At 72.0% G+C, this 15,002-nt stretch carries 14 protein-coding genes; 8 read left to right on the top strand and 6 right to left on the bottom strand.

Translation table 11 applies throughout. The features are described 5' to 3' along the window. Positions 1-29 precede the first annotated feature (29 nt). The 4 genes from ACTIE5_RS08975 (at position 30) to ACTIE5_RS08960 (ending at position 3,739) form a co-directional block, all read left to right on the top strand. Entirely contained in the window at positions 30-794 is a 765-nt protein-coding gene (locus ACTIE5_RS08975) for an NTP transferase domain-containing protein (protein ID WP_439549356.1), read from the top strand. Positions 795-858: 64 nt separating this feature from the next. After that, a complete protein-coding gene (locus ACTIE5_RS08970) occupies positions 859-1,824 on the top strand; it encodes a Bug family tripartite tricarboxylate transporter substrate binding protein (protein WP_439549355.1) in 966 nt (321 codons plus the stop codon). Then, complete coding sequence (locus ACTIE5_RS08965) at positions 1,821-3,020, top strand: 3-hydroxybenzoate 6-monooxygenase (protein ID WP_439549354.1); 1,200 nt, start codon at positions 1,821-1,823, stop codon at positions 3,018-3,020. The genes ACTIE5_RS08970 and ACTIE5_RS08965 overlap by 4 nt, the downstream gene beginning before the upstream one ends. Continuing rightward, positions 3,017-3,739, top strand: coding sequence for a class II aldolase/adducin family protein (locus tag ACTIE5_RS08960; RefSeq protein WP_439549353.1), 723 nt, complete (start codon positions 3,017-3,019; stop codon positions 3,737-3,739). The genes ACTIE5_RS08965 and ACTIE5_RS08960 overlap by 4 nt, the downstream gene beginning before the upstream one ends. On the opposite strand, the gene ACTIE5_RS08955 is transcribed toward ACTIE5_RS08960, so the two are convergent. From ACTIE5_RS08955 to ppsR, 5 genes are all read right to left on the bottom strand, one after another. Then, a complete protein-coding gene (locus ACTIE5_RS08955; RefSeq protein WP_439549352.1) occupies positions 3,711-5,657 on the bottom strand; it encodes a putative bifunctional diguanylate cyclase/phosphodiesterase in 1,947 nt (648 codons plus the stop codon). The two genes, ACTIE5_RS08960 and ACTIE5_RS08955, sit on opposite strands and share 29 nt — an antisense overlap. Then, positions 5,654-6,532, bottom strand: coding sequence for a substrate-binding domain-containing protein (locus ACTIE5_RS08950; RefSeq protein WP_439549351.1), 879 nt, complete (start codon positions 6,530-6,532; stop codon positions 5,654-5,656). The genes ACTIE5_RS08955 and ACTIE5_RS08950 overlap by 4 nt, the downstream gene beginning before the upstream one ends. A gap of 86 nt (positions 6,533-6,618) precedes the next feature. Continuing rightward, entirely contained in the window at positions 6,619-7,221 is a 603-nt protein-coding gene (locus ACTIE5_RS08945) for a biliverdin-producing heme oxygenase (protein ID WP_439549350.1), read from the bottom strand. Further along, positions 7,218-9,440, bottom strand: a complete 2,223-nt coding sequence (locus ACTIE5_RS08940) for a GAF domain-containing protein (protein ID WP_439549349.1) — start codon at positions 9,438-9,440, stop codon at positions 7,218-7,220. The genes ACTIE5_RS08945 and ACTIE5_RS08940 overlap by 4 nt, the downstream gene beginning before the upstream one ends. Continuing rightward, on the bottom strand, positions 9,440-10,846 hold the full coding sequence (gene ppsR, locus ACTIE5_RS08935) for a transcriptional regulator PpsR (RefSeq protein ID WP_439549348.1): 1,407 nt from the start codon (positions 10,844-10,846) through the stop codon (positions 9,440-9,442). Before ppsR ends, ACTIE5_RS08940 begins: the two co-directional genes overlap by 1 nt. A gap of 257 nt (positions 10,847-11,103) precedes the next feature. Between ppsR and ACTIE5_RS08930 the strand changes: the two genes are divergently transcribed. From ACTIE5_RS08930 to ACTIE5_RS08915, 4 genes are all read left to right on the top strand, one after another. Then, positions 11,104-12,585, top strand: a complete 1,482-nt coding sequence (locus ACTIE5_RS08930) for a phytoene desaturase family protein (RefSeq protein ID WP_439549347.1) — start codon at positions 11,104-11,106, stop codon at positions 12,583-12,585. Further along, positions 12,585-13,550 (top strand): carotenoid 1,2-hydratase, encoded by a 966-nt coding sequence (locus tag ACTIE5_RS08925; protein WP_439549346.1) that lies wholly within the window; start codon positions 12,585-12,587, stop codon positions 13,548-13,550. Before ACTIE5_RS08930 ends, ACTIE5_RS08925 begins: the two co-directional genes overlap by 1 nt. Positions 13,551-13,628: 78 nt before the next feature. Next, on the top strand, positions 13,629-13,889 hold the full coding sequence (locus ACTIE5_RS08920) for a type II toxin-antitoxin system RelB/DinJ family antitoxin (protein ID WP_439549345.1): 261 nt from the start codon (positions 13,629-13,631) through the stop codon (positions 13,887-13,889). Next, positions 13,864-14,193: a type II toxin-antitoxin system YafQ family toxin gene (locus tag ACTIE5_RS08915; protein WP_439549344.1), complete on the top strand. Its 330-nt coding sequence runs from the start codon at positions 13,864-13,866 to the stop codon at positions 14,191-14,193. The genes ACTIE5_RS08920 and ACTIE5_RS08915 overlap by 26 nt, the downstream gene beginning before the upstream one ends. An 8-nt stretch (positions 14,194-14,201) precedes the next feature. On the opposite strand, the gene ACTIE5_RS08910 is transcribed toward ACTIE5_RS08915, so the two are convergent. Beyond that, positions 14,202-14,975, bottom strand: coding sequence for an OmpA family protein (locus ACTIE5_RS08910; protein ID WP_439549343.1), 774 nt, complete (start codon positions 14,973-14,975; stop codon positions 14,202-14,204). Positions 14,976-15,002: the final 27 nt, after the last annotated feature.

Below are 15,002 nucleotides of genomic sequence, written 5' to 3'. Positions count from 1 at the left end.
CCGCCTTCCGCGTGCGGCGGGAGCCCATCATGGCCAGGCCGCGCGTCGCCCGAACCTCCCCTTCCGCCGGCATCGCCCTGATCCTGGCGGCGCGACCATCCCTGCGCGGCATGGCCCCCCTGCCGGCGCAGCCCATCGGCGGCCGGCCGATGCTGCACCATGTGCTGGGCGTCGCGGCCCAGGTCTTCGACCGCGCCATCCTGGTGATCGGCCCGGAAATGGCGGACCTGCCCCTGCCGCCCCCGCCGCATCGCACCCTGGTGCAGCATGAACGCCGCGGCGCCGCCCATGCCGCGCTGCAGGCTGCCCCCCTGCTGGCCGGCTTCCGTGGGGATACCGCGGTCATCCGCGGCGACCTGCCCAGGCTTTCCGCCGCCACGCTGCGATCGCTGCGCGACGCCAGGCGCGATGGCGCCGACCTCGCCTTGCTGGCCTTCCGCCCCGTCCGCCCGGCACCGCTCGCCCGCGTCGTCGCCTGTCCCGATACCGGCCTGGTGGATCGCGTGGTTCCCTGGGCGGAGGCATCGGCGGCGGAACGCGCCATCGGCCTGTGCGATGCCGGCGTGCTCTGCGCCCGCAGCGTGGATCTGGTGCGCTGGTTGCGGGCCGTGCGCCCGGCCGACGCGCGCGGCGAATTGCGCCTGACCGACATCGTCGCCGTGGCGCGCGACGAAGGCCGCCAGGTGATCGCCATCGAGGGTCCGGCCGCGGAACTCACGCCGCTGGATACGCCGGAGGCCCTGATCGAGGCGGCGGCGCTGGACCGCCTCTCCCGCCACCTGAAGGCCGCCTGATCCGCGGATTGACAGGCCCGGGCCGCCTGCGATCCTGATCCCAACAAGTGGGGGGATCGACATCGTGGATCGCAGAAGCCTTCTGGCATCACTCGCGATACTGCCGCTGGCCCGTCCCGCTTTGGCGCAGGGGCGTCCCGTGCGCCTGGTCGTCCCAGCCGCGCCGGGCGGCGCCATCGACGTGATCGGCCGCCTCTATGCCCAGCGCCTGGCGGTGCGGTCCGGCCAGAACTGGGTGATCGAGAACCGCGCCGGCGGCAACAACACCATCGGCGCGGCGGAGGTCGCGCGCAGCGCGCCGGATGGCCAGACCTTCCTGGTGAATGCCGACATCCACCTGATGGGCACGCGCGTGGTCCGCGGCCTCACCTACGATCCCGTCGCGGATTTCACCCCCATCGCGCGCCTGGCCACCGCGCCGCTGCTGGTCGTCGGCCACCCCGAGCAATCCCGCGCGCGGACCATGCAGGAACTGGCGGCCGCGATGCGCCGTGACCCGCGCCACTACACCTTCTCCACCTCCGGCGCCGGGTCCATGGCGCATCTGGCGGCAGAGGGTCTGAAGCGCGCGGTCGGCGCCGATGACGCGGTGGTGGCGCATTACCGCGGCACCGCGCCGGCCATCAACGACGTCGTCGCCGGCAATGTCGCGCTGATGGTGGCGCCGCTGCTTTCCGCCCAGCCGCTGGTCCAGGCCGGGCGGCTGCGCGCCTTCGCGCTGATCGGCGCGCCCGCCCGCAGCGCCGCCATGCCCGATGTGCCGACCATCGCGGAGGCCGGCGTCACCGGCATCGATTTCCTGCTGTGGTACGCGGTCTGGGGCCCGAAGGCGTTGCCCGCCGCGGCGGCTGACACGCTGGCCCGCCAGCTCAACGAGATCGGCCAGGAAGCCGAGATCGCCCGCCGCCTGGTGGAGATGGGCGCAGGCGCCTTCACCACCGATACGCCCGCCGCCTTCGCCGCCTTCATCGCGCAGGAGAACGTGAAGAACGGCCGGATCGCGGACCTCGCGGGCATCCAGCCGGAATGACCGGCCTGCCCATCCTGATCGCCGGAGGCGGCATCGGCGGCCTCGCCACCGCCCTCGGCCTCGCCCGCCAGGGATTTTCTTCAGTTGTCCTGGAAAAGGCGGCTGCGATGGGGGAGGTGGGGGCGGGCATCCAGCTCGGTCCCAACGCCTTCCATGCCTTCGATTGGCTGGGTGTGGGCGATACCGCCCGCGCCATGGCGATCTATGTCGATCGCCTGCGGCTGATGGATGCGCTGACGGCGGAGGAGATCTGCCACATCGACCTCGGCAAAGACTTTCGTGAGTGCTTCGGCAATCCCTACGCCGTCATCCACCGCGGCGACCTGCATGGTGTTTTCTTGCAGGGATGCCGAGGCAGCGATCTCATCACGCTGCGCACATCGTCGGAAGTGGTCGCCTATGACCAGGACAGCGCAGGCGTCACCGCCATCCTCGCGACCGGCGAAAAGCTCCGCGGCCGCGCGCTGATCGGCGCCGATGGCCTCTGGTCCAAGGTGCGGCGGCAACTCGTCGGTGATGGCGCGCCCCGCGTCTCCGGCCACACCACCTATCGCAGCGTGATCCCGACGGAGCAGATGCCCGAGGAATTGCGCTGGAACGCCGCCACACTCTGGGCCGGCCCGAAATGCCACATCGTCCATTACCCCTTGCAGGGCTGGAAGACCTTCAACCTCGTCGTCACCTACCACAATGACGCGCCCGAGCCCGTCGCCGGAAAGCCTGTCGAGGCCGAGGAAGTCTTCCGTGGCTTCACCCATGTGCATCCGCTGGCACAACAGATCATCCGCCAGGGGCGCGACTGGAAGCTCTGGGTGCTGTGCGACCGCGACCCGATCCAGCAATGGGTGGATGGCCGCGTCGCGCTGCTGGGCGATGCCGCGCATCCCATGATGCAGTACATGGCGCAGGGCGCCTGCATGGCGATGGAGGATGCGGTCTGCCTGGCGCAGACGCTCGCCGCCCATCAGGGCGACATCGCGGCCGCACTGCCCGCCTATCGCGATGCCCGCGCGCTGCGCACCGCCCGCGTGCAGCTGCAATCCCGCGCCATCGGCGACCATGTCTACCACCCCGCCGGCGCCCATGCCGCGCTGCGCAACGCCATCATGGCCGCGAAGTCGCAGGCGGAATGGCGCAGCACCCTCGCCTGGCTCTATGGCGGCACCGGCCCCTTCACGCAGGACACAGCAGCATGAGTTCGGACGCCGTCGCCCACGCCATCCGCGAACTGGTCATCGCCAACCGCATCCTGGCGAGGGAGGATGTGATCGACGATTTCGGCCATGTCAGCCTGCGCCATCCCGAACGGCCGGACCGCTACTTCCTCTCCCGCAGCCGCAGCCCCGTGGCCGTCACCAGCGACGACATCATGGAGTTCGAGCTGGACGGCACGCCGATCGCGCAGAATGGCCGCCGCATCTATTCCGAACGCGCCATCCATTCCGCGATCTTCATGGCGCGGCCGGAGGTGCGCGCCGTGATCCACCACCACGCCCGCCCCGTCATCCCCTTCACCGTCACGAAGCTCGAACTCAAGCCCGTCTTCCACATGGGCAGCGTGATGGGGGCGGAGGTCCCGATGTGGGACAGCCAGGACGAATTCGGCGACACCAACATGCTGGTGGACGACCTGCCGCGTGGCCATTCGCTGGCCCGCGCGCTCGGCCAGAATCGCAGCGTGCTGCTGGCCCGCCACGGCGCCTGCAATGTCGGCACCAGCCTCCGCGCCGCCGTCTTCACCGCTGTCTACATGAAGGACAATGCGGCGATGGTGCTGGCCAGCCTGCCGCATGGCCCTGTCACCTACCTGACGCCCGGTGAGGTCGAGAAGACCGCCACCATGCTGCTCTCCGACATGCCGCTCGCCCGCGCCTGGGACTACTGGATCACGCGCGCAGGCTTCGGGGGAGTTTAAGCGCCTCCGGCGCGGGGGGTATAACCGCCTCCGGCGCGGGGGGCGCGGTGGCATCCTTCGCCGCCGCGCCCTCGATCAGCGCCGCCAGCTCCGCCTCCGGCACCGCGCGGCCATAGAGGTAGCCCTGCGCTTCCGTGCAGCCTTCCGCGCGCAGCAGCGCGGCCTGCACGGCGTTCTCCACCCCCTCCGCGTTGCAGCGCAGCCCCAGCGCATGGGTGATGCCGATCATCGCGCGCACGATCGCGACGGCCTGCGGATCATGCGCCAGGGTCGCGACGAAGCTGCGGTCGATCTTGATCTTGTCGAAGCGGAATTTGTGGAGGTAGCCGAGCGACGAATAGCCGGTGCCGAAATCATCCATCGCGACCGACACGCCCATCTCATGCAACGCCTGCAAGGTCGCCAGCGTGCGTTCGGTGTCCGTCAGCAGCACGCCTTCCGTGATCTCGATCTCCAGCCGGTCGGCCGGCAGCCCCGTCCCTTCCAGCGCCACGCGCACGGCGCGCAGGAAATCCGGCGCCTGGAACTGGTTGGCGGAAATGTTGACGGCCATGCGCAGCCCCGGCCAGCGCATCGCCACCTCACAGGCTTCCCGCAGCACCCATTCGCCGATCCGGCTCAGCAGCCCGATCTCCTCCGCCAGCGGAATGAAGCGGTCGGGCATCACGCGGCCGCGCACCGGATGGTCCCAGCGCAGCAGCGCCTCCAGCCCGATCACCCGGCCGGAGGCCAGGTTGACCTGCGGCTGGTAGTGCAGATGCAGCTGGCCGGTCGCCAGCGCCTCCCGCAGATCATGTTCCAGCGCGCGGCGTTCGCGCAGCGCCTGGTTCATCTCGGCCGAGAAGAAGCGGAAGCCGTTCCGCCCTTCCGCCTTCACGCGGTACAGCGCCGTATCGGCATCCTGCAGCAGGTGGTCGGCCGGGCTTTCCACCGACAGCGCGATGCCGATGCTGGTGCCGATCAGCGCCTGGTTGCCGTGCAGGTCGAAGGGTTCCGACAGCAGCACCACCAGCCGCGCGGCCAGCGCCTCCGCCGCCTTGGGCTGTTCGGCGGTGCGCTGGATGATGGCGAATTCATCGCCGCCGAGGCGCGCCAGCGTGTCGCTTTCGCGCATCGCGCCGGTGATGCGGCGCGCGACCTGGCGCAGCAATTCATCGCCCGCCGCATGGCCCAGCGTGTCGTTCACTTCCTTGAAGCGGTCGAGGTCCAGCGCCAGCACGGCGAAATGCCCGCCATAGCGCTTCAGCCCCGCCGCCGTCTGTTCAAGCCGGTCATGGAACAGCCGCCGGTTGGGCAGCCCGGTCAGCTGGTCATGCGTCGCCAGATGCGTGATGCGGCTGGTCGCGCGCCGCAGCATCCGCAGCGGCAGCAGCCGCAGCGCGACATAGGACGCCCCCGCCAGGAACAGCGATGCCAGCGTGACCCACACCGATTCCGCCAGCAGGTGCAGCGCGGAATGCTCGATCTCCACCATCCCCACGGGATGGCCGCTTTCGAAGACGATGGCGGAGGTGCCGTGCCGCGGCGCGGGAACCTCCGCCGCGATCTCCGCCAGCACCTCGCCCCGCGAATCGCGCACCCGGATCGCCGCGCCGGCCGCGGGGGTCGCTGTCTCCAGCGCCGCGCGCAGGCGCGCTTCCTGGTAGCGCCACAGATCGGGCTCGCGGCTCGCGATCTGGGAGACGGAGTAGGCGACGATGCGTGCCTCCGCCGCCATCGCCGCATCCTCCTCCGCCAGCGAGGCCCAGACATGCATCACGGGCAGCGCGATGGCGACCAGCATGGCGATGCAGGCCGCGAAGCCCGTCACCAGCCGCACCAGCGCGGCATCCCCCGCGGAGCCATCGGCCGTGCCGAGCTTGGGGGTGGCCTGCCGCTCCGCGGTGGTGGCGGCCTTCCGTGCCGCGGATGCGCTCATGCGCCCGCTTCCGGCACGGGCTCATAGCCGTTCTGCCGCAGCAGGGCGCGCGCGGGGGGCGATGCCAGGAAGGCCAGGAAGGCCACCACCGCCGCGCCCGGTTCCCCCCGCGTCACCGCCATCAGGGCGCGGGAGAGGCGGTAGCGACCCGCCACCATCGCTTCCACGGTCGGCGCCACGCCATCCAGCGGCAGCAGCTTCACCCGCCGCCGTTCCGTCATCGCCTGGCCGACGGAGATGATGCCGAAGGATCCCGGGATGCGTTCCAGCAGTTCCGCATTCTCCTTGTCCGTGCCCGCCGTCGCCAGGCCCGGCCGTGCATGGGCGCGGTCCACCGCCTGCGCGATCTCCGGCGACAGGCTGGCCAGCAGGATCCAGTCGCCCTCCGCCCGGTCGCGCCGGATCAGCCGCAGCGGCCCGCCGCCCGGCCAGCTCATCATCTCCCCGGCCAGCGCATCCGCGGCCTCGGCGCTGGTGATGCCTTCCACCGGCGTGTCGGCATGGGTGGCGAAGGCCAGCGGGTTGGTGGCGAAGGTGGTGGCCACCAGGCCCTGCGCCTGTTCCGCCGCCGTCAGCGGCCGGCCCGACAGCGCGATGTCGATCCGCCCGGCCCGCAGCGCGGCCAGGCCGCCGGCGCTGCCCAGGCTGTTCAGCACGATGGCCGGCCCGCCCAGGCCGAGGCGCCGCTGTTCGCCCAGCAGCAGTTGCACGATGCTGATCGCCATGCCGGTGCCGCCCAGCGTCAGCCCCTCCGCCCGGGCCGCGCCATGGGGGATGCCGGCGGCCAGGGTCCCGACCAGCCAGGCCCGCCGTCCCAGGCGGAACGGCGTCACCGGGGCGGGGCGGGATTCCGTGGTGTCGCTGGCGGGGATCATGCCCGCATCATGCTGCCTGAGCGGTGAAGGGAGGGCTAATCCACCACGCCAGCTTGGGTGTCAGGCCGGGGTGTCAGGCCGGGGTGTCAGGCTGGGCTGAACCAATCCTCGAACCGATGAAAACCCTCCACGGCCCCCGCCACCATCGCCCGGCGGCGCACGGGGTCGGCGCCGCAGGCCTCGATCGCCGCGCAGCATTCGCGCCACATCGCGCCATGCCGCGCGCCATGGCCCAGCAGGAAGCGCCGGCCCTCCGCCGCATCGCCCAGCAGTGGGTCCAGCGCGCGCGCCAGGTGCAGCCCGCCCAGCGTCGATCCCTCCGACACGTAGATCCAGCCCATCGCGGCCGCGGCGCCGGGAATGGGCGGGATCGGCGCGAGCGGGGCAGGGGTCGCATCCCCAAGCGCCGCCCGGTCCGCCGCCAGCAGGCCCGAACGCCGGCGCGCCGCCAGGTCGATGCCCCAGGCGGCCATGTCGGTGGCCATGTCGGTGGCCGGGCCGCCGGCCAGCGCCGCCTCCAGCGCCTGGTGGAAGCCCTGCAGCCGCGCCAGCAGCGCCCTGTAGTCGTCCCGCGTGATGGTGCCGGCGCCGAGCCGCGCGAAGGCCGCCACGCCGTGCAGCCGTTCATGGACGGCCCCCGTCGCCGCCCGCAGCGCATCGCGCGCGCTGCCACCGGCCACCTCGCTCACCCGGGATCGTCGCCCGAATGGTCGTCGGGCCGGTCGCCGGGCCGGCTGCCGGGCTGGCCTGCATGGCGGATCAGCGCCTCCAGCACTTCCGCCGTGCGCGCGACGGATGCGCGCACGCTTTCCAGCTGTTCCGGCATCTGCGCGACATCGACGCCATCCGTGATCTCAAGCGCCGCGAGCTGCGCATTCTCCACCACCGAGGCCAGGATGGCGCGGAAGGCCAGGTCCGCCTGGCGGTCCAGCCGCCCGGCGCGGGACCGCGATCCCTCCTCGATCCCCTGCTGGAAGCGCCGTCGCGCGGCTTCGGCCGCCTTGCGCTCCGCCAGGTCGTTGAACAGGAAGACGTAGCCCAGCACGCGGTCCGGGGAGGAGAAGACAGGATCGGCCCGCACCAGCAGCGGCCGCCCCGCGCCCATCCCATCGGCCAGCCGCGCCTCGCCGCGCCAGGAACGGCGGTTATCCAGCACGTCGCGCAGCCGGTGACCGATCTCGGTCGGGTCGGCGAAGAAGGGCAGGATCTGGTCGATCCGCCGCGGTGCCGCGCCGCGCACGCCGGGCAGCAGCGCATCGAAGGCGTCGTTGCGCAGGTCGATGTTGCCCTGCGCGTCGCAGATCACCACGGCCTGCGGCGAATTGCCGACCTGGCGGCGGATCTGGGAAAGCTGGTCCTCCGCGATCAGCATGCGGACGGAACGGAACTGCAGCACCACGTCGCCGACGGTGTCGCCCACCATCCGCGCCGTCGCCAGATCCTTCGGCGTCCAGGGCTCCGCCCGGCCTTCCACCACCTGGTGCCATTTGGCGAAGGACCGGCGCGGCGACAGGTCGCGCGGGTCCGCGCCCACCTCCACCGGCTTGGTGGGATCGCCACCCCAGGTCACGGTCCGCACCTGCTCCGGCCGGAACCAGATGACGTATTCCCCGGGGGTGGGGGAGATCGGCGCCGCGAGCACGCCGCACGCCACCGGCGCCAGCCCTGCCAGCGCCGGTGCCTCCTGCGCCAGCCCCGCGGTCGCCATCACCGGCCGGCGCGGCTGTCCGTCCAGCCATTGCCCGATCTCGCGCAAGGCGGCGGTGGAGGGCACGTCCCCCATCGTCTGGGTCTGGCCTTCGAACAGCAGCGCGGCGCCGGAGGCATTGAGCGGCGCGAGCAGCGTGTTCGGGTTGTCGAACAGCGCGCTCCGCCAATCCCCGTCGCGGGAGATCGCCTCGATCATCCGCTGTTCCAGCCGGCGCACCGAAAGCTCCGACTGCGCCAGCACGAAGCTTTCCAGCGCGGCGATGCGCGTGCCCACCGCTTCCGCCAGCAATTCCACCACCGCGCGCAGCGCGAAGGGCGCGCGGCGCGGGCTGTCATGGTGGCAGGAGACGAGGCCCCAGAGCCGCCCACCCACCATGATGGAGGCCACCAGCGTCGCCCCCACCCCCATGTTCTTGAGGTACTGGATATGCAGGGGCGAGGTGCTGCGCAGCACGCAGAGCGACATGTCGAGGTCGCGGCCCGTCAGCGGCGACAGCCGCGGCTCCAGCGGCACCGGCGCGTAGTGCACATCCGCCACCACCCGCACGCGGTTGCGGATGTAGAGCCGCCGCGCGACCTGCGGGATGTCGCTGTCGGGATAGCGGTTGCCGAGATAGGGCTCCAGCGACGGGTCGCGTTCCTCGGCGAAGACCTCCCCGTGATGATCCTCGTCGAAGCGATAGATCATGACGCGGTCATAGCCGGTCAGTCGGCGGAAGATGCGCGCGGCCTCGTCGCAAAGCGGCCGCAGCGCGTAGCTGGCCAGGATGGCCTGCATCGCGGGCTCGATCCGGCCGGCGAAATTCTCCTCCGGCCCCGCGCGTTCCAGCTCCAGGATCAGGCCGCCGCCCGCCGGGCGATGCGCCATGCCGTCCAGCACCACCCCGTCCAGCCGCGCGCGGAAGGCGGCGGGCACTTCGTCCAGCTTCTCCGCCAGCAGGGGCGCCAGGGCGCGGGCGATGCGGGCATCAACCTGCGTCAACCGCCTGCCCTGGACCGGCGCGGCGGCGCCGATGAAGGCCGCCGCATTGGCGCTGGCCTGCAGGATGGTCAGATCCGGCTCCCGCAGCGCCAGCAGCGCGCCATGGGGCTGGATGGAGGCGGCGAGATGGATCGGCTCCCGCTCGCAATTGGAGAGGTCGGCGCTGCCGAAGCCGGGGTCGTCCCCGGACCCGGCCTGCCCGGTTTCCCCGGACATCACGCGAGCCCGTCCGCGGACCCCTCTCGATCCTCGCTGAGGCCGTAGCGTTCGAGCTTGGCGTAGAGGCTCTGCCGGCTGAGCCCGAGGGCATCCGCCGCCGCCGTCCGGTTGTTGCCGGCCAGCCGCAGGGCGCGTTCGATGCAGGCGCGTTCCACCAGCGCCGCGGTGCTGCGCACCATGGCGGGCAGCGGCACGCGGCCGACATCATTGGCCAGCGCGCCGAGTGCCGCGCGCAGCGCCGCGGCTTCCCCGGATGCCAGCATCCGCCGGCCGATGTCGCGGATGATGAAGCCCATCATGCGCGGCGCGTCCGCCTCGACGTCCCGAACCCCATCGCGCGCCCCTGGGCTTCCCCCTGGGCGAATGGCGGCGCCGGAGACCTCGACCTCCGTCTCCGTCCCCAGGCTGCCGGTCAGGGTCGCGGGCAGCAGCCGCACCTCCCCGTGCTGGGTGACGGTCTGCATCAGCACGCCGGCATCCATGCCGGGCTGGGCCAGCCAGCGGTCCAGCTTTTCGCCCACCACGGAGGCTTCCGACCCCGCCTGGGCCAAATCCAGGAAGGCGCGGTTGGCGCGGCGGACGGTGCCGGCGGGATCGATCACGACGAAGCCGTCCGGCATCTCCTCCAGCAGCGCATCGCCACGCAGCGGCACGCCGCGGGGCGACTGCCCCTCCGCCTGCGAGTGCGCGGTGGCGGGGGTCAGCTGGATCAGGAAGACGGGCCCCGGGTTGCGGGCCATCAGGGATGCGCGCAGCAGCCAGGGCGTCGCCTCCGCGCCCAGATGCATCATCACGCCGGGCGCGCGGCCCTGTTCGCGGGCGCGCAGCAGCACGTCGCGGAAGGCGGCGCGGTCCTTGGCCGCGACCTCGTCGGCGAAGTTCCAGCCCGGGGCCAGGCCCAGTTCGCGGATCGCGGCGGGGTTCGCTTCCACGATGCGCAGGGTGGAGGCGGCGATGACCAGCACGGCCTCGGACGAAGCGTCGAACAGCAGGCGGGACCGGGTCTCGATCTCCCGCAGCTTCCAGTAATCCTGTTCCCGCGCCTGCTGCGCGGCCACCAGTCGGGATTGCAGTTCCGCCACCGCCTGCAGGTTCTTGCCGACGGCGATCAGCCCCGCCTGGCCGCCCAGCCGCACGGTCGTGTATTCGACCGGCAGTTCGAGGCCCGAGGGAAAGCGCTGCGTGACCTGGAGATAGGCGGAAACGCCGGAGGCGCGCGCATCCTCCACCATCCGGCGGACCTGCAGGCTGCCGACACCGCCGACGGTGTCCATCCAGCGGCGGCCGAACCAGTCGGTCACGGGTTCGCCCCGCATCGTCTCCGACAGGGCGGCATCACGGATCACGCCCTCCCAATCCAGGGTGAGGGTGATATCGGGTTGGATGACGGCAACGCGGGTCATGGGGAGGGTGGGTCCAATTTTCGGCCCAACCGCGCGGCAGAACCTGGAAGGCAGAGCCTGGCGGCGGACCTGCGTCGTCGTCGCAGCACTGGCGAAGACGCTTGATACTGTGTGGGACTTTACGCGCCCTACGTCAATGCAAGATGACGATTGGTTGTTGAGACAATCCAAGGTCAGTTCGTAAATTCTGGCGGCCAGCCGCCAAAGTAGTGTAACGCTAGCTTGACACTTGGCGTCCTTGCCGCGACTTTTCCGCCATGCGCGGACCGAACCAGCGGGTCGTCGGCATCATCGGCGCCGGCATCGGCGGCCTGGCCGCGGCCATCACCCTTGCCGCCGCCGGGCGCCCCGTGCTGGTGCTGGAACGCGGCCCCGTGCCCGGCGGCAAGGTCGCCGCCGCCCTGCTCGGCGGCCTGGCGGTGGATGCCGGCCCCGGCGCCCTCAGCCTGCGGCCGGTGTTCGAGGCATTGTTCGCCGCGGCCGACACGTCGCTCAACCAAAAGTTGCATCTGACGCGCCTGCCCCTGCTCGGCCGGCACATGTGGCCCGATGGCAGCCGGCTCGACCTGCCCGCCGACTCGGCCGAGGCCGGGCAGGCGATCGGCGATTTCGCCGGCCCTGCCGCTGCCCGCGGCTACCGGGACTTCATGGCCCGCGCCGCGAAATGCTGGGCGGCACTGGAGAAGCCCTTCCTGACGGTGCAGCGGCCGGGCGCACTGGCGCTCGGTGCCCAGGCGGGGATGCGCGGGCTGCTCGGCACCTCCCCCTTCGGGACGCTCTGGGATGCGCTGGGGGAGCATTTCGCCGATCCGCGCCTCCGCCAGGTCTTCTCCCGCCTCTCCACCTATGTCGGCACCTCCCCCCTGGTGGCCCCCGCCACGCTGATGCTGGTGGCGCAGGTGGAAGCCGGCGGCCTCTGGGCGATCGAGGGCGGCATGGCCCGGCTGCCGGAAGCCATGGCCCGCGCCGCCGCCGCCAAGGGCGCGGTGTTCCGCCACGGCGCCGATGTCGCCTCCCTCCGCCTCGCCGGCGGCCGCATCGCCGGCGTCACGCTGCGGGATGGGGAGGCGATCGATTTCGACCAGGTGATCCTGAACGCCGATCCCGCGACGCTCGCCGCCGGGCATTTCGGCGCCGCCGCCGCCAGGGCCGTGCCGCCGATGCCGCCCGCGAAGCGCAGCTTCTCCGGCATCGCCTGGGCCATGGCCGGCCGGGCGGAGGGCCTCGACCTGCCGCGCCTCACCGTCTTCCACGCCCCGGATGCCGCGGCCGAACTGGCGGCCCTGACCTATCGCGGCCGGATGCCCGAACACCCCTCCGTCACCCTCTGGGCGCAGGGCCGCCACGGCGTGCAGCCGGCGCCTGATGGCAGGGAGGGCCTGCTCGCTTTGGTCAGCGCCCCCGCCCGCGCCGATAGCCGCCGCCTGGACCAGGCCGCCCTCGCCACGGCGGAGCAGGCCGCCTTCGGCGCCATGGCGCGCGCCGGCCTGACCATCACGCGCGACGCGATGGCGGTGATGACACCCGACGATTACGAGGCCCTGTCCCCCGGCACCGGCGGCGCCCTGTTCGGCCCCGCCGTGCAGGGCTGGCAGGCGATCTTCAGCCGCCCGGCGGCCCGCACCGCCCTGCCGGGCTTGTTCCTGGCCGGCGGCGCGACGCATCCCGGCGCGGGGCTCGCCATGGCGGCGATATCGGGCAGGCTGGCGGCAGAGGCGGCGATGGCGGAACGGATCTGATGGACGGCATGGCGCACAACACCACCACACCCCTCTGGAGAGGCTGGGAATTCGACCGCCCGGTCCCCGCCCGCGGCTATCGCTGGTGGTATATCGACGCCCTCAGCGACGATGGCCTGCACGGCATCACCATCATCGCCTTCATCGGCACCGTCTTCTCCCCCTGGTACGCGCTGGCGCGGCGCGGCGGCGGCGGCGACCCGGAAAACCACAATTGCATGCATGTCGCGCTCTACGGCTCCCCCAGCCGCTGGGCGATGACGGACCGCCGCCGAGGCGCGCTCTCCCGCGATGCGAACAGCCTCCGCATCGGCCCCAGCAGCGCCCATTGGGACGGCACGACGCTGACGGTGGAGATCGAGGAGCGCACCGCCCCCATCCCCGGGAAACTCCGCGGCCGGGTGGTGGTGCGCCCGGACGCCGTCTCCACCCGCGCCTTCACGCTGGACAGCGACGGCCGCCACCACTGGCACCCCATCGCCGCGCGGTCCCGCGTGGAGGTCTCGCTGGTGGACCCCGCGCTGTCCTGGTCCGGCCCCGCCTATTTCGACAGCAACTGGGGCAGCGCCCCGTTGGAACAGGATTTCGTGGGTTGGGACTGGTGCCGGGCGCCGATGCCCGACGCCACCGCCATCCTCTACAACGCGCAGCGGCGGGACGGCACGAACCAGTCCCTGGCGCTGCGCGTCGGCAGCGATGGCAGCGTCACCGACGTGCCGCTCTCCCCGGCGGTCGAACTGCCCAAAACCCTCTGGCGCATCGCCCGGCCGACCCGGGCGGAAGGCGGCCAGGCCCGCGTGGTGCGCACCCTGGTGGACGCGCCCTTCTACTCCCGCTCCGAGATCCGCACCCGGCTTCTGGGGCGGGAGGCGACGGCGGTGCATGAAAGCCTGTCGCTGGACCGCTTCGCCAGCCCGGCCATGTACGCGATGCTGCCCTTCCGGGTGCCGCGGCCGTTCAGCTGAGGGGCTCGCGCCCGAATATCATCGATTTTGTATCTCAGATGAGATACGCTTGGCTGGTCCCAGGCAGAGGAGGTGGCGATGGGCACCAGGATGCTGCATGTCCGGGTGGAGGACGACGTCAAGGAACGGGCTTCCATCGCGCTGGAGCAGATGGGGCTGACCATGTCGGAGGCGGTGCGGGTCTTCCTGCACCGGGTCGCGGCCGACCAGAAGCTGCCCTTCGCGCTGGAGGTCCCCAACGACCGGACCCGCGCTGCCATGGAGGAAGCGCGCGCCCTGAGCGCCCGCTTCGACACGGCCGCCGACCTGTTCGATGACCTCGACGCCGCCAGGCGGTAAGCGCGCGACCCTGCCGCGTGCCTCCGACTGCACGGGTGAGTTCCGCAAGGACTGGGACCGCCTGACGCGATCCGGGCGCTACGACATGGGCCGGCTCAAGGCGGTGATGATGCACCTCATCGCGAATGAGGGGCCGCTGCCGCCGGAACGCCGGGACCATGCGCTGACCGGCGACTTCCAGGACCACCGGGAATGCCACATCGGTGGCGACTTCCTGCTGATCTATCGCCTGGCCGATGCCGGCAAACGGCCGAGCGTGGTCTTCGTGCGTGCCGGCACGCATTCGGAGCTGTTCGGGCGGTAGCGCGGCCCCTACCGTTCCAGCACGAACTCCACCCGGCGGTTCAGCGCCCGCGCCTCCGGGTCATCCGTCCCGTCCGCCTTGGTGTTCGGCCCGACGGGGTCATGCTCGCCCCTTCCTTCCACCACCACCGCCGGCATCGCATCCCCCACGCGCTGTTCCAGCCAGCGTTGCACCGCCCGCGCGCGGCGCAGCGACAGGTCCTGGTTCGCCGCCGCATCCCCCACGCTGTCGGTATGGCCGATGATCCGCAGCGTCCGCGGCCGCAATTCCCTGACCAGCGTCACCACCTGGCCGAGCCCCTCCGCCGCCTCCGCCCGCAACTGGTCCGCGCCGAAGGGGAACAGCACGTCGCCGGAGAGATTGAGCGCGACGCCCCGCGCCGTCTCCCGCCGCGCCACCCCCGGCCGCGCCGGTGTCACCGGGGCGGGGGAGGAAGCGACCTGCTCCACCCGGATCTGCCGCCCCTCCTGCGCGATGCGCGGCGCGGCACCTTCCGCGGACTGGGACCAGGTGAGTTCCAGCGTCTCCCCCCGCGGGCTCACCCGCGCGCCGGGCGCCAACTCCGCCCGGATGTTGCTGGTATTGCCCTGCACCTCCAGGCTGCGGCAGCCGCCGGTGAAGGTCAGGGCGTTGCGCTCCCCCCGCACCGTCACGTCGCGCCCCGTGCAGTCGATGGTCTGGCGCTGGGCGTTGCCCTCGACGATCAGCGGGCCGAGCCCCTGCGCCGCGGCGGGCAGGGACAGCGCGGCCAGGCAGGCAAGCAGCAGGCGATGGACGGTCATGGCGGGGTCCTCCTTCCCCCGCCAACG

Origin of the sequence: Falsiroseomonas sp. (assembly GCF_051859025.1) — a bacterium.
Taxonomy (GTDB): Bacteria; Pseudomonadota; Alphaproteobacteria; order Acetobacterales; family Acetobacteraceae; genus Falsiroseomonas.
This window is presented reverse-complemented; position numbering and strand designations above follow the sequence as displayed.